At 49.0% G+C, this 18,147-nt stretch carries 19 protein-coding genes; 16 read left to right on the forward strand and 3 right to left on the reverse strand.

Translation table 11 applies throughout. From position 1 onward, the window contains the following. The first annotated feature begins 54 nt into the window (after positions 1-54). From WG68_RS06410 to WG68_RS06450, 9 genes are all read left to right on the forward strand, one after another. Entirely contained in the window at positions 55-1,134 is a 1,080-nt protein-coding gene (locus tag WG68_RS06410; RefSeq protein ID WP_046556834.1) for a pilus assembly protein PilM, read from the forward strand. After that, on the forward strand, positions 1,122-1,718 hold the full coding sequence (locus WG68_RS06415; RefSeq protein WP_046556835.1) for a PilN domain-containing protein: 597 nt from the start codon (positions 1,122-1,124) through the stop codon (positions 1,716-1,718). The genes WG68_RS06410 and WG68_RS06415 overlap by 13 nt, the downstream gene beginning before the upstream one ends. Continuing rightward, on the forward strand, positions 1,715-2,314 hold the full coding sequence (locus WG68_RS06420; RefSeq protein WP_046556836.1) for a type IV pilus inner membrane component PilO: 600 nt from the start codon (positions 1,715-1,717) through the stop codon (positions 2,312-2,314). The genes WG68_RS06415 and WG68_RS06420 overlap by 4 nt, the downstream gene beginning before the upstream one ends. Continuing rightward, positions 2,311-2,847, forward strand: coding sequence for a pilus assembly protein PilP (locus WG68_RS06425; protein WP_046556837.1), 537 nt, complete (start codon positions 2,311-2,313; stop codon positions 2,845-2,847). Before WG68_RS06420 ends, WG68_RS06425 begins: the two co-directional genes overlap by 4 nt. Before the next feature lie 18 nt (positions 2,848-2,865). Next, complete coding sequence (locus tag WG68_RS06430) at positions 2,866-4,932, forward strand: type IV pilus secretin PilQ (RefSeq protein ID WP_046556838.1); 2,067 nt, start codon at positions 2,866-2,868, stop codon at positions 4,930-4,932. A 166-nt stretch (positions 4,933-5,098) separates the two neighbouring features. Then, positions 5,099-5,617, forward strand: coding sequence for a shikimate kinase AroK (aroK, locus tag WG68_RS06435; RefSeq protein WP_046556839.1), 519 nt, complete (start codon positions 5,099-5,101; stop codon positions 5,615-5,617). 18 nt (positions 5,618-5,635) lie between these two features. Beyond that, positions 5,636-6,691, forward strand: coding sequence for a 3-dehydroquinate synthase (aroB, locus tag WG68_RS06440; protein WP_046556840.1), 1,056 nt, complete (start codon positions 5,636-5,638; stop codon positions 6,689-6,691). After that, positions 6,691-8,082 carry an SPOR domain-containing protein gene (locus tag WG68_RS06445; protein WP_046556841.1) on the forward strand — a complete coding sequence of 464 codons (1,392 nt, stop codon included), beginning with the start codon at positions 6,691-6,693 and terminating at the stop codon, positions 8,080-8,082. Before aroB ends, WG68_RS06445 begins: the two co-directional genes overlap by 1 nt. 4 nt (positions 8,083-8,086) lie before the next feature. Further along, positions 8,087-8,962 carry a Dam family site-specific DNA-(adenine-N6)-methyltransferase gene (locus tag WG68_RS06450; RefSeq protein ID WP_152663043.1) on the forward strand — a complete coding sequence of 292 codons (876 nt, stop codon included), beginning with the start codon at positions 8,087-8,089 and terminating at the stop codon, positions 8,960-8,962. Here WG68_RS06450 and WG68_RS06455 read toward each other — a convergent pair. From WG68_RS06455 to WG68_RS06465, 3 genes are all read right to left on the reverse strand, one after another. Next, on the reverse strand, positions 8,901-9,095 hold the full coding sequence (locus WG68_RS06455) for a DUF2970 domain-containing protein (protein WP_046556842.1): 195 nt from the start codon (positions 9,093-9,095) through the stop codon (positions 8,901-8,903). The two genes, WG68_RS06450 and WG68_RS06455, sit on opposite strands and share 62 nt — an antisense overlap. Continuing rightward, a complete protein-coding gene (locus WG68_RS06460; protein WP_046556882.1) occupies positions 9,095-9,346 on the reverse strand; it encodes a hypothetical protein in 252 nt (83 codons plus the stop codon). Before WG68_RS06460 ends, WG68_RS06455 begins: the two co-directional genes overlap by 1 nt. Positions 9,347-9,491: 145 nt before the next feature. Then, on the reverse strand, positions 9,492-10,172 hold the full coding sequence (locus WG68_RS06465; RefSeq protein ID WP_046556843.1) for a TorF family putative porin: 681 nt from the start codon (positions 10,170-10,172) through the stop codon (positions 9,492-9,494). A 232-nt stretch (positions 10,173-10,404) separates the two neighbouring features. Between WG68_RS06465 and rpe the strand changes: the two genes are divergently transcribed. The 7 genes from rpe to astD all read left to right on the forward strand — a co-directional run bounded on the left by rpe (position 10,405) and on the right by astD (position 18,035). Next, complete coding sequence (gene rpe, locus WG68_RS06470; protein ID WP_046556844.1) at positions 10,405-11,082, forward strand: ribulose-phosphate 3-epimerase; 678 nt, start codon at positions 10,405-10,407, stop codon at positions 11,080-11,082. A gap of 77 nt (positions 11,083-11,159) precedes the next feature. Next, positions 11,160-12,164 carry a tryptophan--tRNA ligase gene (trpS, locus tag WG68_RS06475; protein ID WP_046556845.1) on the forward strand — a complete coding sequence of 335 codons (1,005 nt, stop codon included), beginning with the start codon at positions 11,160-11,162 and terminating at the stop codon, positions 12,162-12,164. A 33-nt stretch (positions 12,165-12,197) separates the two neighbouring features. After that, positions 12,198-12,809 carry an anthranilate synthase component II gene (locus WG68_RS06480; protein WP_046556846.1) on the forward strand — a complete coding sequence of 204 codons (612 nt, stop codon included), beginning with the start codon at positions 12,198-12,200 and terminating at the stop codon, positions 12,807-12,809. Next, the gene (locus WG68_RS06485; protein ID WP_046556847.1) at positions 12,809-13,924 is read left to right on the forward strand and encodes an HDOD domain-containing protein; all 1,116 of its coding nucleotides are present in this window, start codon (positions 12,809-12,811) and stop codon (positions 13,922-13,924) included. Before WG68_RS06480 ends, WG68_RS06485 begins: the two co-directional genes overlap by 1 nt. A 288-nt stretch (positions 13,925-14,212) precedes the next feature. Further along, a complete protein-coding gene (locus tag WG68_RS06490) occupies positions 14,213-15,430 on the forward strand; it encodes an aspartate aminotransferase family protein (RefSeq protein WP_046556848.1) in 1,218 nt (405 codons plus the stop codon). A gap of 102 nt (positions 15,431-15,532) precedes the next feature. Then, on the forward strand, positions 15,533-16,552 hold the full coding sequence (astA, locus tag WG68_RS06495; protein WP_046556849.1) for an arginine N-succinyltransferase: 1,020 nt from the start codon (positions 15,533-15,535) through the stop codon (positions 16,550-16,552). A 13-nt stretch (positions 16,553-16,565) separates the two neighbouring features. Next, positions 16,566-18,035, forward strand: a complete 1,470-nt coding sequence (astD, locus tag WG68_RS06500) for a succinylglutamate-semialdehyde dehydrogenase (protein ID WP_046556850.1) — start codon at positions 16,566-16,568, stop codon at positions 18,033-18,035. Positions 18,036-18,147: the final 112 nt, after the last annotated feature.

The raw sequence follows: 18,147 nt of genomic DNA on the forward strand, positions 1-18,147 counted from the left end.
TGAGCTAAGAATACGACAATAAGAATCATAACTATAAAATGGCCACAGGAAGCTATGATAAAAAGCCTGTTCAGTAAACAAACACCTATGATGGTTGGTATCGATATCGGTGCCCACTCCGTCAAGGCTGTGCTGTTAAGCCAGCATGGTAACCAGTATAAGGTCGAAGCCTTTGCTGTAGAGCCGATGATTAAAGGCGCGATGTCCGATCGTGAGATCCAGGATATCGAAGCTGTCGGTAATGTGATCAGCAAGATCCGTAAGAAGATCCCTCGCTCTGTGAAATTTGCAGCCGCAGCGGTTTCCGGATCTACCGTGATCAGTAAGGTCATCTTTATGGATGTGTCATTAACCGATGCTGAACTGGAAAGCCAGATAGAAGTTGAAGCTGACACCCTGATCCCTTACCCATTAAATGAAGTTAGCCTCGATTTTGAGAAACTCGATGTCAACGAATCCGATCCGTCTAAAGTTAATGTGCTGCTCAGTGCTGCTCGCACAGAAAGTGTTGAGGCCAGGGTAGCGGCATTAGATAATGGCGGTTTTAGCGCGAAATTGGTTGATGTTGAAAGTTATGCACTCAGCCGCGCCGCAGAGCTGTGTTTAAAGCAATTGCCTGACGACGCAGCGGGTAAAGTGGTGGCGCTGGTTGATATTGGCGCTACCATGACGCTACTGAGTATTGTTGAAAAAGGCAAAACATTATACACCCGTGATCAGGCGTTTGGCGGTGAGCAATACACCCGCAGTATTCTGTCGTACTACAATAAAAGTTACGATGAAGCTGAACTGGCCAAGGTGAGTGGTGATTTACCACCCAACTATACTTTTGAAGTGTTGGCGCCATTCCAGACTATGCTATTACAGCAGATCCGCCGCGGCATTCAGATGTATCTGACCAGTAGTGGTCGTGATGCGGTGGATTATCTGATTGTTTCCGGTGGCACGGCATTGATTGATGGCATAGACAAACTATTAATAGATGAACTGGGTATTCACACTGTCGTGGCGAACCCCTTTAAAACCATTGATGTGGCCACATCAGTTGACCGTGAGCAGCTTAATAAGTCGGCTCCGCAATTGATGGTTGCCAGCGGTCTTGCCTTACGGAGTTTTTCATCATGGCATTTATAAATTTACTGCCCTGGCGGGAAGCTGCTCGCAAAGAAAAACAGAAACAGTATGTGACGGTGCTGGCGATGACTGCGGTTGTCAGTTTTCTGGTGTTTTTTCTGATCAATATGGTTTACAGCGCCATGATTGATGGCCAGTATCAACGCAACCGCTATCTGGAAAATGAAATTAAAGTTCTTGATCAGCGCATTGCTGAAATTCGGACGTTGAATGAAACCAAGCGTAGTTTGCAACAACGGATGAGTCTGATTGAACAGCTGCAGGGGAGCCGTAACCTGGGGACTGAAATTATGTCTGAAATTGCCAGGGTAGTACCTTCTGGCATTTATCTGACACAATTAGAGAAAAAAGGTTCTACACTGCTGTTAGTGGGCAGAAGTGAGTCGAACAACCGTTTGTCTACCATGTTGCGTGATGCAGAGGACTCACAGTTGTTAACCAGCCCGCTGCTGGAGTTTATTGAGGCGGGTAAAGATGAGTCACGCCTGCTGAGTAATTTTAAAATGCATCTTAGGGTACAGGGCTATGAAGCTGTCCAGGATAGCCAACCGGCTAAACCCAGTGCGAGAGGTGGTGCACGATGAGCCTGAATTTTAATTTATCTGAAATTGACATTAATGATCTCGATATTGAGAACATGGGATCCTGGCCTGTTGCGGCGAAGGTTATTTTCGCCATTATTTTGGCGGCATTAGTCGCGACCCTCAGTTATTTCCTGTTGATTGATAGCAAAATTGATGAGCTTAACTCGGCGAATCAAAAAGAGACAGAATTGCGCCAGTTATACCGGACACGCTACGCGTCAGCCGTTAATCTGGACTTGTATAAACAGCAAATGGTTGAAATGGAAAACACGTTTTCATTTTTACTTAAACAGCTCCCTACTACCCACGAAACGCCGGGTTTGCTGGATGATATTACCTATGTAGGTACAACCAGCGGTTTAACCTTCTTACGGATTAACTGGGAGCCAGAAATTGAAAAAGAATTTTACACCGAACTGCCGATTAAGATAGATGTGGTGGGGGACTATCATCAGTTTGGTAATTTTGTAAGTGAGGTGGCTAAGTTGCCACGTATTGTCAGCTTACATGACTTCTCTATTCAGACTGAGAAAAATGATCGGTTACGGTTTAATGTCACCGCTAAAACTTACCGTTATAAGGAGACTGCACAATGAGAAAACTCATTCTGGCAGTTTCTGTTGCCACCTTATTATCTGGCTGTTTCGATGACTTAAGTGAAGTACAGGCACACATGGATACGGTGAAAGCCAGCACCCAACCGCGGGTAGAGCCGTTACCAGAGGTGCGGGAGTTTGAGCATATCGCTTATGTATCACAAAACAGCCGCAGCCCATTTTCTGAACCCAGACCTGAAGCTGTGCAGGATCGTTTCTTGCAAGTGCAGGATTGTTTGCATCCCGACCCCCGGCGGCGTAAAGAGCCACTTGAAAAATATGCGCTGGATAACTTAAAAATGCGCGGTACTTTGGGTGATACAGGTAACATCTGGGCTTTAATTGAAGCTTCTGATAAAACGTTACACCGGGTAACGTTAAGTAACTATGTTGGTTTGTTTCATGGTCGGGTAATTAACGTAGAACCCACCCATGTTGAATTGTTAGAGTTGATCCCGGATGGGGCAGGTTGCTGGAAAGAGCGGACGACCATGATCCAAATGGTCGAAAATACAGCAATGACGAGTAATTGATAGGTGTGCGAGTATATCATGGATAAAATAATCAAAAGAATTTCACGAGGAATCACCGGCACCCGGCTATGTTTGGCAGCATTGATGCTGCTGGCACTGCCAGCAGCAGCAGTGCCATTGCTGTATGATGTCAGGTACAACCCACTGCTCACCGGCGAGACTGAGATAGAGTTTATTTTCGATGAAGATCTGTATACTGATCCCAGTATTCAGGTATTTAACGAGCCCGCCCGGATCGAACTTTACTTCGACAACTCTGACTATGAAGAAAAGCTGGAAGAAGTATTAATTGATAAAGCCGGGGTGAGAAGAGTTAAGTCTGAATTCCTCGGTGAAGGTTTTAAATCAACCATCTATCTGGATTATCTGAAAATTTACCGCACACGGGTGCGTGGTAATGTGTTTTACATGCACATTTCTGACAACCCAACTGCTGAACAAGTCGGCCAGGCTGCTGACGTTACGCCAACCTATATTAACCGCCTGCAAGCCATCGATTTCCGCCGTGGTGAAAAGGGTGAAGGTCGGGTACTGGTATTCCTGCGCGAAAATACCGCTGCGGTTGATGTTAGCGAACGGGCGGGTAAATTACTGGTTGAGTTTCACAACACCGATATTCTGAATGAATTGCTGTATCAGCTTGACGTGATGGATTTTGGTACCATTGTTACCGGTATTGAAACCTTTAAAGAGGGTGCCTCTGCCCGGTTGGAGATCGCTACCAGCGATGCCTTTACCTACACCTATCAGCAAATTGACAACATTTTCACCCTGAATGTGGAACGTGACACCACCAATCGCAGTATTCTTGGTGGTGGCCGCGAATACAAAGGTCGGGCGATTTCGCTTAATTTTCAGGATATCCCGATCCGTACCGTATTGCAGATTATTGCTGACTACAACGGTTTTAACCTGGTTACCAGCGATTCAGTGACCGGTAATATTACCCTGCGCTTAGATGGTACGCCCTGGGATCAGGCGCTGGACATCGTGTTACGGGTTAAAGGCCTTGATAAGCGGATGGATGGCAATATTCTGATGGTTGCACCCACTGAGGAGTTGTCAGCCCGTGAAGCGCGAGAGTTGGAAGCGAGGCAGCAAGTTGAGCAACTTGAGCCATTGTACTCCGACTATCTGACGATTAATTATGCTAAAGCGACAGATTTAGCCGGCTTGTTGTCAAACCGTGATGCGACCTTGTTATCCAGTCGTGGCAGCGTCGTCGTTGACGATAGAACCAACACTATTCTGATTAAAGATACCGCCCGTAACATTGAAAGTGTACGCAAACTGATAGAGCGGCTGGATGTGCCGGTACGTCAGGTATTAATTGAGTCAAGAATGGTTACGGTGCGTGATAGCGTCACTGACGAGCTGGGTATTCGCTGGGGTTTTAGCGACCAGCAAAGTACCAGTGGTGGTAATCGCGGAGTGTCGGGCAATGCCGCCGGCTCTAATGCTATCTCTACTGGCCAGTTCCCGGCGCTGAATGATCGTTGGAATGTTAACTTACCCATTCAGAATCCAGCTGGCAGTATTGCGTTTCATGTGGCCCGTTTAGCCGATGGTACCTTGCTGGATTTAGAACTGTCAGCACTGGAGCAGGAAAACAAGGGTGAAATTATCGCCAGTCCACGGATAACCACATCGAACCAGAAAGAAGCCAGAATTGAACAGGGTGTGGAAATTCCCTATGTGCAGGCTGCTTCCAGCGGTGCGACTACGGTTGAGTTTAAGAAAGCCGTGTTGAGTTTAACCGTTACGCCGCAAATTACCCCGGATAATAAAATTATTCTGGACCTGGTGATTACCCAGAATACCCGTGGTGAAACGGTGCAAACCCCAACCGGGCCAGCGACAGCCATTGATACTCAGCAAATTCAAACGCAAGTATTGGTTGATAATGGTGAAACCATAGTGCTAGGTGGTATTTATCAGCAACAAATCTTGTCCACCGTATCTAAGGTGCCGTTATTTGGTGACATTCCTTATGTTGGTGCCTTGTTTCGCTCTAAGCGTGATGTCAACGAGAAAAATGAATTACTCATTTTCGTGACGCCGAGAATTCTGACCGAAGGCCAATAATGCCAGATTGATTCGGGAGCCGACCAATGGCTCCCGAATCAAGTCAGAATTAACTTGCCAACGAAAGGCCATTCCTGACATAATTCAGCGCTTCAAATTTTCGCGGGAGCCTTTTGGTCCTTCAATTCAACTTTTCATTGATTAAGCTGATTTAGCACTACGACATATGGCAGAAAAACGTAATATCTTCCTTGTTGGCCCGATGGGCGCAGGCAAAAGCACTATCGGTCGTCATTTAGCAGACATGCTTCATCTTGACTTCTACGATTCAGATCAGGAAATAGAGCGCCGTACCGGTGCCGATATTGCCTGGGTATTCGATTTAGAGGGCGAAGAAGGGTTCAGGGTGCGTGAAGAAACAGTCATTTCTGATTTGACTGAATTACAAGGTATCGTTTTAGCTACGGGCGGTGGTTCAGTTATTAGTAAAGAAACCCGCAACCGGTTATCGGCCAGAGGCATAGTCGTCTATCTGGAAACACCGATAGAAAAGCAAGTTGCCCGTACCCAGCGCGACAAACGTCGGCCTTTATTGCAGACAGAAGAAGCGCCGCGTGAAGTATTAGAGCGGCTGGCAGCGGAACGTAATCCGTTATATGAAGAAATTGCCGACTTTACTGTACGCACTGACGAGCAAAGCGCCAGAGCTGTAGCCAACCAGATTATTGAGCAATTGGGTTTTTAAAGAATAAAGGAGCTGCATATGCAAAGAGTTGAAGTCCAACTTGGCCAGCGCAGCTACCCCATTAATATTGATACCGGTTTCAGCGCGCTTGCTGAAACCCTGCAAACTGCCAACCAGGTCGTCATTGTTTCCAATCCAACCATAGCGCCACTTTATCTGGAACACGTTCGTTCGTTATTCTCCACTTCAGCAAAACATATTCTGATTGAAGACGGTGAGGCTTACAAAACCCTGTCATCCTTTGAGACCATACTGTCCTTTTTACTGGAACAACGGATGTCTCGTGATGTATTACTGGTGGCATTGGGCGGCGGGGTCATTGGCGATTTGACTGGTTTTGCTGCGGCATGCTTCCAGCGTGGCGTGCGTTTTATTCAAGTCCCCACAAGTTTACTGGCCCAGGTAGATTCGTCGGTGGGTGGCAAAACAGCTGTTAATCACCCACTTGGCAAGAATATGATAGGGGCGTTTAAACAACCCGAGCAGGTAGTAATCAGTACTGCGACCTTACAGACTTTGCCGCGGCGTGAGTTCGCCGCTGGTATGGCTGAAGTGATTAAATATGGCTTGTTAGGCGACGCTGAATTTTTACACTGGTTATTACAGCATAGTGAGCAGATATTAGCACAGCAGCCTGATCTGCTGGCGCAGATGATTAAACATTGTTGCCAAATGAAGGCAGATATTGTCAGCCGTGACGAAACAGAGCAAGGTGAGCGGGCGTTATTAAATCTGGGCCACACCTTTGGTCACGCTATTGAAGCCTTTATGGGCTATGGTAACTGGTTGCATGGTGAAGCTGTTGCGGTAGGCATGGTAATGGCAGCTGAATTATCAGCTCATCGTGGCTGGCTAAACCAGCAAGACGTGGTAACAGTAAAAGCGGCATTGCAATGTTTTAGATTGCCGGTTACGCCACCACCTGAGATGACCATTAGCGATTTTCTGCCGTATATGAAAACCGACAAAAAGGTAAAAGATGGCCAGATGCGCTTTATACTGCTGAGCAAGCTGGGTCAGGCAGAGGTAAGGTCAGATGTGACAGAGGCCGAGTTGTTGCAGGCATTTGGCTGATGGATACCTCGGTACTACAGCAAAGACTGGCTGCACAGCGCCATTTACTGCCGTCCCAGCACGAATTGTTAAACAGGTTGTTATTTCAGCTGGCGTTTAACGATTTTCAGAATATTGGCCTGGTAGGTGCCGAGGGCAGTGGTAAATCAACCCTGGCACTGGCGTTGGCCGAGCTGTTTTCTGAACAGGCAAATGTTGCATTGTTAACCGGTCCGCTTACTGAGCAGGAAATTGATGAGCAACTGCTACAACAGTGGTTTGGCCAACGCCAGGCTTTACCTGCCCTTGCCGGGTTGATGGCCGAGCCTATTGCTGGCAGCTCACCGCTGCTGTTAATTGTAGATAATTTCAGTTTACTTAGCGACGACTCTCAGCAAAAGCTGTTGCAACTCGATTGTCTGGGTTTCTTTATGCTGGCCGAGGCTTCTGCGCAAATGGCGCTGAATTTGAGTATCACTACCCTTACCTTACAAGACGCCGGGCAAGTTCTTAAAGATAAAGGATTGGATCCACTCGCCGTTGCCGAGCGTTTTGCCGCCAGTGCCGGGAATATGCATTTGCTGCATAGCGCTGTGGTTAAAGCAGATGAACGGAAAAGTTATAGCATGGCCTTCTGGTTACTGCCAGCGGCTATTGGGTTGTTATTGCTGACGGCACTGGTGAGTTGGTACATGCCGACTAGCCGTGATGTGTCTCAACACAATGAGGTTGTTACTGCCCATAGCCCGCAGCCAATTAACAGTCCGGAACTAATTGAGGCTACTGAGCCAGTTGACAGCCCTGAGCTAACTGACAGCCCTGAGCTAACTGACCGCCCTGAGTTAACTGACAGCCCTGAGCCGATTCGGCTTGCTGAGCTTAGCGATGCGCCACCACTGACTGTGATGCCCGAACCGGGCGATGCAGCAGAGCCACTGAGCTCTGCTGAGCTGACAAAGCCAGCAGATTTAATTGATACGGCTATAACAGCTACTACCCCTGAGCCAGTGCTGCCTGGAGAGCCAACAGGCACTCCGGCGGCAATAGCTGATTCTGCAACAGTTGCTGTTGCCGCTGACATGCTGTATCAAGAGCAACAATTACTGGCATTGCCAGCACAATCCAGAGTGCTGCAACTAGCCGTGTTGTCAACGGAGCAGGCGCTGCAGCGCTTTAAACAGGCTTATCCTGCAACAGAGATCGACATTTATCAGCGCAGCTGGCAAGGGCAATTGCAATGGGTCATTCTGGCGAAGGGTGACTACCCTGATGTCAGCAGTGCCCGCGAGGCCAGGGCAGCGCTGGCGGAACCTTTGCGCTCTGCCGGGCCCTTTATTAAACCCGTTGCCCAGGTGCAGCAGGAAATAAAAGCCTTAGCACGCTTGCGTGCTGAGCCACTAATGCAGGAATAAGTAGTTGATTGCTAAACGGAGCCGGGCCTTTTTGAAGTGGGCCGGCGGGAAATACAGCCTGGTACCTGAACTTATTAAGCGTTTACCTGTGGGGCCGCAATTAGTCGAGCCTTTTGTGGGGGCAGGATCTGTTTTCCTGAATACTGATTACCCTGCGTATGTGCTCAATGACATCAATGCGGATCTTATTCAGCTGTACCAAATTGTTCAGCACAAAGCGGATGCCTTTGTCGCAGATGCGCGCAGTTTGTTTTGTACCAGCGCCAACCAGCGCAGCAGCTATCTGAATTTCCGGCAGCAATTTAACAGCAGTACCGATCCCTATCAGCGAGCATTGCTATTCTTGTATCTTAACCGGCACGGCTACAATGGCTTGTGCCGTTATAACTTGTCTGGCAAGTTCAATGTTCCTTTTGGCAGTTACAAAAAACCTTATTTTCCAGAAGCTGAGTTATATTATTTTGCTGAAAAAGCACAAAAGGCTCGTTTTAGTTGCAGTAGTTATCAACAGGTTTTTGCTGAGCTGGACCCCGCCGCAGTAGTCTACTGTGATCCACCCTATGTTCCGCTTAGCAAGACAGCAAGCTTCACCAGTTATGCACGGCAAGGTTTTAATCTGGATGATCAGGCACAACTGGCCAACTTAGCCGAACAGGCTCAGCGTAACGGCCATAGTGTGCTGATTAGTAACCATGATACCACCTGGACCCGTAAGATTTACCAACAGGCTGCGTTGCATAGTATTCAGGTTGGGCGTTCCATTAGTCAAAATGGTGCGGGCAGAGGCAAAGTAGCTGAATTGTTTGCGTTATACCTGGCTAGTTCAGCACCAGGGTTACCGTTAGCAGTAATGCTGCCACAAACAGTAGTGCCGCAATAACGCCCACCACAATATAAGGCACTATGCTACCGGTTTTAAAATCCTGCTGACGTTGTTTCTCAGACTGCACGCCGATAAATGCGCCCAGTACTGCTTTAACCACCTGCCAGGTACTGGCTTTCGTTGCTGCCATTAGTTTGATTTGTTGCTGGGGGACAGTCGATTAAGTAACTCCAGAAAATCGACGAAATGAAACTGAGTGGAGCGGCTCTCACCTTTAATCCAGCCTAACCAGTTTTGCTGCATATTCTGACACAGTTCATTACCAGTTTGGTTAGTGTTGGCCTGGCAAAGCGGACTACTTTTGAAATAGCCTGTTGCGAGGACGGCCAAGACTAAGGCTGCTCCAATCGCTAACACTTTGCTGTTAAAGGTAATTTTCATGTTAAATCCAGTTAACGCTTTCATCACTAGTTGCCGAGTGTAAATGATCTGCATAATGGATACAAGATGCTTATTTAGTATACGCTGTTGTGCGTCAATGGATCAGCTGCTCAGGCAGGGCTGAGCAGCATTTTCATCGCGTCGTTTAGAAGCTTTTTGACACACTGAACACAACCCGGCTGTCACATAAATTACAGCCATTAATATCGGTATCAACATAAGCCAGGCTTAAACCCGCGCCTAATACCTCGGTGCTTAAACCGATGCTCCAGTCCAGGTAGCTTGCAGAGCTGTCATCATATTCGTTGTGGCCAATGTGCAGGTCCAGCGTCAGGTTATCGGTTAGTGCGTAGCTATAACCGCCGTAAAGATAAAAGTAGGTGCCGGCATTACCATAGTAGTCATCACTGAATGCCAGACCAAAGGTGAAATCCTGATATGACAATGAGCCGTATAATTCATAGAAGTTGGAGCCGGCAAATTCGGTATTGGGGTAGCCATAGCGCATTACGCCAACATCGGCTGACCATTGCTCGTTTAAATCACCACTCCAGCCTAGCATCACATCCAATTCCAGCGTGCCCTGGCCGCCAAAATCCACGCTCGAGCCCCATACCGAGACATAAAAGCCTGACTCAGCTGTAAGGGTTAACCCGCCTTGAATGGCCGGCGCTTCTTCAGTTTGCGAAATACCCCGAAAGGCATAGTCAGAAGTAAACGTAATATCACCACTGAGTTCCATGGCCTGGCTCTGCTGACTGGTAGCAGCTAAACCCAGCAACAAACTGGCACTAACTAAGCTTTTAAATGTCGTTGTCATTTTCATTGGTATTGCCCTTATGTTTATTCCCTGAAATATTCATTCCAATAAGCATGCCAAATGAAATAACTACATAAATACAAAGACATAGTGTATTGCTGTGCTTTTCTTACAGCGTTGTTGCGCACAACTGGTGCGCTGCTGCCTGATTTTTGTGCAGCGGTCTGCGCAATGAACAAAGCGTGCTTTTTGCAGGCTAATTCAGTAAAGTCAGGGTTTTATTAGCCGGAACCCAACTATGCTGCCTTATTTGATCGCCCCTTCTATTTTGTCTGCCGACTTTGCCCGGTTGGGCTCTGACGTTGAGCAGGTGTTGGCAGCAGGAGCTGATGTGGTACATTTTGATGTGATGGATAACCATTATGTGCCTAACCTGACCATAGGTCCCATGGTATGTAAAGCACTGCGAAACTATGGCATTACCGCACCTATTGATGTCCATTTAATGGTAGAGCCAGTCGACAGCCTGGTACCGCAATTTGCTGAAGCGGGCGCCAGCATTATTACTTTTCATCCGGAAGCATCCCGCCATATTGATCGCACATTACAGCTAATTAAAAGCCATGGCTGCCAGGCCGGGCTGGTGTTTAATCCGGCTACCCCATTAAGTTATCTGGATTATGTGCTGGATAAGCTGGATGTTATTTTGCTGATGTCAGTGAACCCAGGCTTTGGCGGTCAGGCGTTTATTCCTGCCACTCTGGACAAGCTGGCTGAGGTACGCAAGAGGATTGACGCCAGCGGCCTGCCTATCCGGCTTGAAGTAGACGGCGGAGTTACCGTAGATAACATTGGCCAGATTGCTGCCGCAGGTGCTGACATGTTTGTGGCAGGTTCCGCTATTTTCAACAGCCGTGATTATCAGCAGACGATAACCAGCATGCGCCGGGCGCTGGCAGTGGCACGCCCAGAATAATTTACTGCGTACAGCCGCCGCTTGCGGCTATAATACAGCTCTTTTTAGCAGAGTTAACCGAGGACAAGATACCCATCATGAGTAGCAAACCAATTGTATTAAGTGGCGCCCAACCCTCCGGACAACTCACCATTGGTAACTATCTGGGTGCGCTTAGGCAATGGGATCTGATGCAGGACGCTTACGATTGCCTGTATTGCATTGTAGATTTGCATGCTATCACGGTCAGGCAAGACCCCGCAGCGCTGCACAGTGCCTCGCTCGATAGCCTTGCCTTGTATCTGGCATGTGGTATCGACCCAAAGCGTTCAGCGATATTTATGCAGTCGCATGTGCCTGAGCATAGCCAGCTGGCCTGGGTATTAAATTGTTACACTCAGTTTGGCGAGTTAAGCCGGATGACGCAGTTTAAAGACAAGTCGGAGCGACACAATAATAATGTTAATGCCGGCTTATTTACCTACCCGGTATTAATGGCGGCCGATATTTTGCTGTACCAGGCGAATCAGATTCCGGTAGGGCACGATCAAAAACAGCACCTGGAATTAGCCCGTGATGTGGCGACGCGCTTTAATTCCGCTCATGGCCAGATATTTACTGTGCCTGAGCCTTATATTCCGCCGGTGGCAGCAAGGGTAATGAGCTTGCAGGACCCGACAAAGAAGATGTCTAAGTCGGATGACAATCCCTGGAATTTTGTCGGCTTGCTGGAAGACCCTAAGATGATCAGCAAGAAATTTAAAAAAGCCATAACAGATTCTGAAGACCCGCCACGGGTGCGTTTTGATATTGATGCCAAACCGGGCGTGGCTAATCTGCTGAGTATTTTAAGCGGGGTAACCGGCAAAACGGTAGCCGCCCTGGAAGCGGAATATGAAGGCAAGATGTACGGCCATTTAAAAGGTGATGTTGCCGATGCGGTAATCAGCCTGCTGGAGCCGGTGCAAAAAAGCTTTACCGAACTGCGGGCCGATTTACCTACGCTGCAAAGCGTCATGCGCACTGGCGCCGAAAAAGCCCGCAGCCGCGCCGCAATAACACTGGCCAAGGTGAATGATGCGGTGGGTTTTGTTGCGCCCTGATGGCAGTGTTGGGCTGAATTACCGGAGTCTTGCATGCTGCTGATGATCGACAATTATGATTCTTTTACCTGGAATCTGGTGCAGTATTTTGCCGGGTTAGGCCAGCAGGTATTAGTAAAGCGTAATGATGAGATTAGCGTGACACAGATGGCTGCGCTGGCACCTGATTATGTTGTGATATCGCCTGGCCCGGGAACCCCGGAGCAGGCTGGGGTTAGCCTGGCAGCAATTGAATATTTTGCCGGCAAGGTGCCATTGTTGGGGGTATGCCTTGGCCATCAGGCTATTGCGCAGGTGTTTGGGGGCACAGTGTGTCGGGCTGCTAAAGTGATGCACGGTAAAAACTCTGATATTTATCATCAGGGCCAGTCGGTGTTTGCCGGCTTACCCAGCCCCTTAGCAGTAACGCGCTATCATTCTTTACTGGTTGCCTGCCACAACCTTCCTGCAGAGCTTAAGGTGACAGCCTGGACCGGAGCAATCAACCAGCGTGACGAAATTATGGGGATCATGCATCGCCACATGGCAGTTCATGGGGTGCAATTTCATCCGGAAGCAATTTTAAGTGCAGAGGGCAAAGCGATGCTGAATAACTTTTTATGCCTGCCGGGCGCAGTGGCGCAGCAGACTGGGGTTGCCAGCTGATGAGTAACATGGATGAACCACTGAATCAGTTGTTTTGGGACCATTTTATTGGGGTGAACCCCGATGCTGCCCGTTTGCAATATCAGGTAAAAGCCGGCATGCAGACTGCCAGAAAATTGTTAGCGGTAGAAGCTCAGGCATTGCAGCAAAGACTGGCTGGCCAGCAAGCGCGCCAGCAATTTGTTGAGTTTGCGCAGGCCCATATGCATGATCAGGTAGCGGATGAGCTGTTTCAGCGTTTGGGTAATATCAGCCTGGTTAGCGCCTCAATCTTTGATCTGGGCGAGAATTACCATCAAGTACTGGATACCCTGGCGCATAAAGCCGTTACCATAAATCAGCTTGACCCGTTAATCAGCAAAGTTGAGTGGCTAAAAGAAGATTTACTGAAACTGGTGAATCAGCCACAGTATCGTAATCGCACAGCGTCGGGCGCTATGGTCAAAGACGTCAAAACAGCGTTGCGGTTTCTGGGGGTGGAAAGTCTGCAGCTTATCGTACCGGTATATGGCATGCGCCGCTGTTTGCCGCACGCTACAGATCCTTTTGTTGGTTTTAAAACCCGGCTGTGGGACTACGCGCTGGCCTGCGGCATCGCTGCGCGCCGGCTGGCCGAAGACAGTGCAGAGCTGCCCTATGCCGCCTTTTGTGTTGGCTTGTTTCATCCACTGGGCCATATCGTAGTGACCCGCAACTACCTGCGGACTTACCAGCAAATAAAACAAGAAGAGCTACTTAAAGCGCGGGACGAGCGTAATAACGAGTTGACTGATGCGCTGGACGGCCTGGAACCTGATGCCAGCTTTCTAAGCAACAGTTTGCTGGAGTTTGCCGAGATCCTCAGTGCTGATATAACATCGCGCTGGTCACTGCAACAGTTGCCGTTGTGCCAAACGCTCGATCAACTGGCCGAGGGCATAGGTTTTAATGGTATCAGCCCATTGGGCCGCTTGGTGCAGCAAGCTCAGGTTTATGTGCAATGGCAGCAACTTAAAGCGGCAGGCAAAGTCAGCGCGGAGCAAGCCCGTAGCTGGTTCGCTGCAGTCAGGCTAACTGATGATCAGCTTAATACCCTGGCCAAAACCAATTTAAAGCGCTTGAGCATCGATTTATAAGATTTTTTTTAGCCATAATCATGCAGCCTGGAATTTTTGTGGTGGTAAGCCAATATCACCAGCGGCACCTTTAACTGGGGTGCAGGCTTGTTTAGGTAACCTGACAACGCTTTGCGTAGTTATTCAGTTCAGTTGCAAATCTATCTGCAGCCCTTGATTTTTCTGGCTTTCGCAGTTTTTCCTGACAAGACAATGGCCGTTAAACCTGTAATAATGTTGCGATAATAACCGGCAGTGGCAGCGAAAATTTGCCCCGACAGACCGAGCGCTTAACCAGAGGACAGCAAGATGAGCACAACGATGGTAGTAAACCGAGCCTTATTTGATGAAGTAATGGTACCCAACTACGCGCCGGCCAGCGTGATCCCGGTTCGTGGCCAGGGGTCGCGGGTCTGGGATCAAAATGAGCGGGAATATATTGATTTTGCAGGCGGTATCGCTGTCAGCAGCCTGGGGCATTGTCACCCGGCCCTGGTTAGTGCGCTAAAACAGCAAGCCGATAAATTGTGGCATTTAAGTAACGTGCTGACCAATGAACCGGCGCTGCGCCTGGCTAAGAAGCTGGTTGATGCCACCTTTGCTGACAAAGTGTACTTTGCCAACTCGGGTGCTGAAGCCAACGAAGCGGCGTTTAAGTTAGCCCGGCGCTGGGCGCTGGATAAATTTGGCGAACATAAACAACAGATAATTTCCTTCGGTAAAAGTTTTCATGGTCGCACCTTCTTTACGGTAACCGTGGGTGGCCAGGCGTCATACTCTGACGGTTTTGGTCCTAAACCCGGTGGTGTGGTACATGCGGAATTTAATAACCTGGACAGTGTCAAAGCACTGATCTCGGACAACACCTGTGCCATAGTGGTGGAACCCATTCAGGGCGAAGGCGGCATTATTCCGGCTGAGCCGGCTTTCCTGCAAGGGTTGCGCGAGCTGTGTGACCAGCATAATGCCTTACTGGTATTTGATGAAGTGCAAACCGGGGTAGGTCGCACGGGTAAACTGTATGCTTATATGAATTATGGGGTAACGCCGGATATTCTAACCACGGCTAAATCCCTCGGTGGCGGCTTTCCGATTGGCGCCATGCTGACCAGCAACCCTATCGCCAGCCATTTAAAAGTCGGCACTCACGGTAGTACTTATGGTGGTAACCCACTGGCTTGTGCCGTCGCTGAAGCGGTAATCGATACCATCAATACCCCTGAAGTTCTAGCAGGAGTACTGCAGAACGAGCAACTGTTCCGGGAGTGCCTGGCTGAGGTTAATAATCAGTATCAGGTATTTACTGAAGTGCGCGGCCAGGGCATGTTGCTGGGAGCTGTACTAAATGAAAAATACCGTGGCCGGGCCCGTGACTTCTTTCTGGCGGCAGCCGACCAGGGGTTGATGGCGCTGGTAGCCGGGCCAGACGTGATCCGTTTTGCGCCGTCACTGGTGATCACTGAGCGGGATATCCGTGAGGGTATGCAACGCTTCGCTGCAGCGGTAAAGCAAGTGGTAGAAGCGTAACAGCTTAATATGATATAGCGGCAGTAAGACCGCAACATGAAGCATAATGGGGCACCGCAAGGTGCTCCGTCAGGTTATAAAGCAAAAATGGAGTAAGCGACGATGATGGTGATTCGCCCAATCCGAGCGGATGATTACCCGGCGCTCTATCAGATGGCGGTTGAGTCGGGGCATGGTTTTACCTCGCTACCGGTCAACGATGAGCTGCTGATGCGCAAGATCAACCGCTCAGAGCAGTCGTTACAAAAAGCGGTTAGCAGCCCCGGTGATGAAGGCTATTTATTTGTGCTGGAAGACACCAGCAGCGGTGATGTCTGCGGTACCAGTGCGCTGGAAGCGGCGGTTGGCCTGGATGATGCGTTTTATCATTATCATCTGGGTAAAGTGGTGCACAGCTCGCGCTCGCTCGGCGTGTACAAAACCGTGGATATATTAACCCTGTGTAATGACTACACCGGGGTCAGTGAGCTATGCACCTTGTTTTTACGGGAAAACCGCCGCGAAAAAAACAATGGCCGCTTGCTATCCAAAGCCCGCTTTTTATTTATGGCCGAATTTGCCGAGCGGTTTGCCGACAGGGTGATTGCTGAAATGCGTGGTGTGTCCGATCAGAACGGTCATTCGCCATTTTGGCGCTGGTTACAGGAGCATTTTTTCTCGGTCGATTTTCCAACGGCCGATTACCTGACTGGCATTGGCCAGAAAGTGTTTATTGCTGAACTGATGCCAAAGTACCCGATTTATGTCAGCTTATTGAGTAAACAAGCGCAGCAGGTGATTGGTAAAGTGCATGATAAAACCCGGCCTGCATTGGCCTTATTGCAATCGGAGGGCTTCTCCAACCGCGGCTATGTTGATATTTTTGATGCCGGCCCAACTGTGGAAGCCAGGGTGGAGCATATCCGCTCAATTCGGTATAGTCGCAAGCTACAGGTGCAGATAGGCACACCAGGGCCAGATAGTCAGCCTTATTTGATCTGCAATACCAATATTGAACAATTTCGCGCTACCTGGTTACCATTAACGGTATCAGAATACAGTGAACAGGTAGTACTGCCGCAAGCCTGCGCCGACGCATTAGGGGTTAAGGCCGGTGAGCAAGTCAGATTAACCAGAATTTAAGCAGGGGAAACATATGAGCCAAGCAGTGCAATTTATTAATGGCCAATGGCTGGCAGGACAGGGCAAGTCGTTTATATCGCTTGACCCGGCTAAAAACCAACAAGTATGGCAAGGCGAAGCCGCCAGTGCCGATCAGGTTGATGAGGCGATCAATGCCGCTCGCGCAGCACAGTACAGCTGGGGCGATTTAAGCTTTGAGGGCCGGGTGGCAATAGTAAAACAGTTTGCCCAGCAGCTGACGGCCAACAAGGAAGAGCTGGCGCTGTGCATTGCCAGAGATACCGGTAAAGCCTTGTGGGAAAGCCGGACCGAAGTTGCCGCTATGATTGGTAAAGTGGATATTTCTGTGCGTGCCTATGAAGAGCGTACCGGCACGAAAGAAAACCCGATGCCGCAAGGGCGGGCTTTTATCCGGCATAAACCACATGGTGTAGTAGCGGTATTTGGCCCTTATAATTTTCCTGGCCATTTACCTAATGGCCATATTGTTCCCGCATTATTGGCAGGCAATACCGTATTGTTTAAGCCTTCTGAGTTAACGCCAATGGTTGCTGAGTTCACCGTTAAGCTGTGGGAGCAAGCTGGCTTACCGGCGGGCGTGCTTAACTTACTGCAAGGTGAAGTGGATACCGGCAAGGCGCTAGCCAGCCACGACGGAATAGACGGTCTGTTTTTTACCGGCAGCTCGCGCACCGGCCACTATTTGCACCAGCAATTTGCTGGCCGGCCTGAAATCATTCTGGCATTGGAAATGGGTGGCAATAATCCCCTAATTGTGCAGGATGTCAGTAATATCGATGCTGCCGTGCACGATATCGTGCAATCGGCTTTTATCTCTGCCGGACAGCGCTGCACCTGCGCCCGTAAATTGTTTTTACCGGCCACTGCCCAGGGCGACGCCATTCTGGCTCGTTTAATTGAAGTGACCCGCAATATTAAAACCGGCCTGTATGATGCCGATCCGCAGCCCTTTTTTGGCGCTATGATTTCCGTGGCGGCAGCTAAGGGCATGCGCGCTGCTCAGCAACAACTGGTTGAGCTTGGCGCTGAAGTGCTGGTAGAGCTACAACATTTGCAAAAAGATACCGCTCTGGTATCGCCGGGTATTATTGAATGCAGCAATGTAAAGAATTTCCCGGACGAAGAGCATTTTGGCCCGCTGTTAAAAGTGTTCCGCTTTAATGATTTTGATGCGGCTATTGATGCTGCCAATAACACCAGTTTTGGTTTATCGGCTGGTTTATTAAGCGACAGTCAGGAGTTATACCAGCACTTTTACCGTCGGATCCGAGCAGGTATTGTTAACTGGAACCGGCCCATCACCGGTGCCAGCTCAGCGGCGCCATTCGGTGGTATCGGCAGCAGCGGTAATCACCGTGCCAGCGCTTACTATGCGGCAGATTACTGTGCCTATCCGGTGGCGTCGGTAGAGCTTGATCAGGTGGCCATGCCTGAGCAATTGTCACCCGGGCTGACATTTTAAATCGATAAACAAATCGGGGCAGTCGCCCCGATTTGTTTTATTGCCGACATTTTGCTTAAATTACGCTATTGTAATGATTTTTAATGATAGGCAAAGCAGGTATCCCCCGAAA

It is taken from the genome of Arsukibacterium ikkense (assembly GCF_000987775.1).
Classification (GTDB): Bacteria; Pseudomonadota; Gammaproteobacteria; order Enterobacterales; family Alteromonadaceae; genus Alishewanella; species Alishewanella ikkense.

Bases quoted from the DNA above. Each gene is read 5' to 3' on its own strand.
- WG68_RS06480 (WP_046556846.1), top strand. From the start codon at position 12,198: ATGCTGCTGATGATCGACAATTATGATTCTTTTACCTGGAATCTGGTG.
- WG68_RS06460 (WP_046556882.1), bottom strand. From the start codon at position 9,346: ATGAAAATTACCTTTAACAGCAAAGTGTTAGCGATTGGAGCAGCCTTA.
- WG68_RS06410 (WP_046556834.1), top strand. From the start codon at position 55: ATGATAAAAAGCCTGTTCAGTAAACAAACACCTATGATGGTTGGTATC.
- WG68_RS06445 (WP_046556841.1), top strand. From the start codon at position 6,691: ATGGATACCTCGGTACTACAGCAAAGACTGGCTGCACAGCGCCATTTA.
- WG68_RS06425 (WP_046556837.1), top strand. From the start codon at position 2,311: ATGAGAAAACTCATTCTGGCAGTTTCTGTTGCCACCTTATTATCTGGC.
- astD (WP_046556850.1), top strand. From the start codon at position 16,566: ATGAGCCAAGCAGTGCAATTTATTAATGGCCAATGGCTGGCAGGACAG.
- WG68_RS06415 (WP_046556835.1), top strand. From the start codon at position 1,122: ATGGCATTTATAAATTTACTGCCCTGGCGGGAAGCTGCTCGCAAAGAA.
- WG68_RS06455 (WP_046556842.1), bottom strand. From the start codon at position 9,095: ATGGCAGCAACGAAAGCCAGTACCTGGCAGGTGGTTAAAGCAGTACTG.
- WG68_RS06465 (WP_046556843.1), bottom strand. From the start codon at position 10,172: ATGAAAATGACAACGACATTTAAAAGCTTAGTTAGTGCCAGTTTGTTG.
- WG68_RS06430 (WP_046556838.1), top strand. From the start codon at position 2,866: ATGGATAAAATAATCAAAAGAATTTCACGAGGAATCACCGGCACCCGG.
- aroK (WP_046556839.1), top strand. From the start codon at position 5,099: ATGGCAGAAAAACGTAATATCTTCCTTGTTGGCCCGATGGGCGCAGGC.
- WG68_RS06420 (WP_046556836.1), top strand. From the start codon at position 1,715: ATGAGCCTGAATTTTAATTTATCTGAAATTGACATTAATGATCTCGAT.
- WG68_RS06485 (WP_046556847.1), top strand. From the start codon at position 12,809: ATGAGTAACATGGATGAACCACTGAATCAGTTGTTTTGGGACCATTTT.
- astA (WP_046556849.1), top strand. From the start codon at position 15,533: ATGATGGTGATTCGCCCAATCCGAGCGGATGATTACCCGGCGCTCTAT.
- aroB (WP_046556840.1), top strand. From the start codon at position 5,636: ATGCAAAGAGTTGAAGTCCAACTTGGCCAGCGCAGCTACCCCATTAAT.
- trpS (WP_046556845.1), top strand. From the start codon at position 11,160: ATGAGTAGCAAACCAATTGTATTAAGTGGCGCCCAACCCTCCGGACAA.
- rpe (WP_046556844.1), top strand. From the start codon at position 10,405: ATGCTGCCTTATTTGATCGCCCCTTCTATTTTGTCTGCCGACTTTGCC.
- WG68_RS06490 (WP_046556848.1), top strand. From the start codon at position 14,213: ATGAGCACAACGATGGTAGTAAACCGAGCCTTATTTGATGAAGTAATG.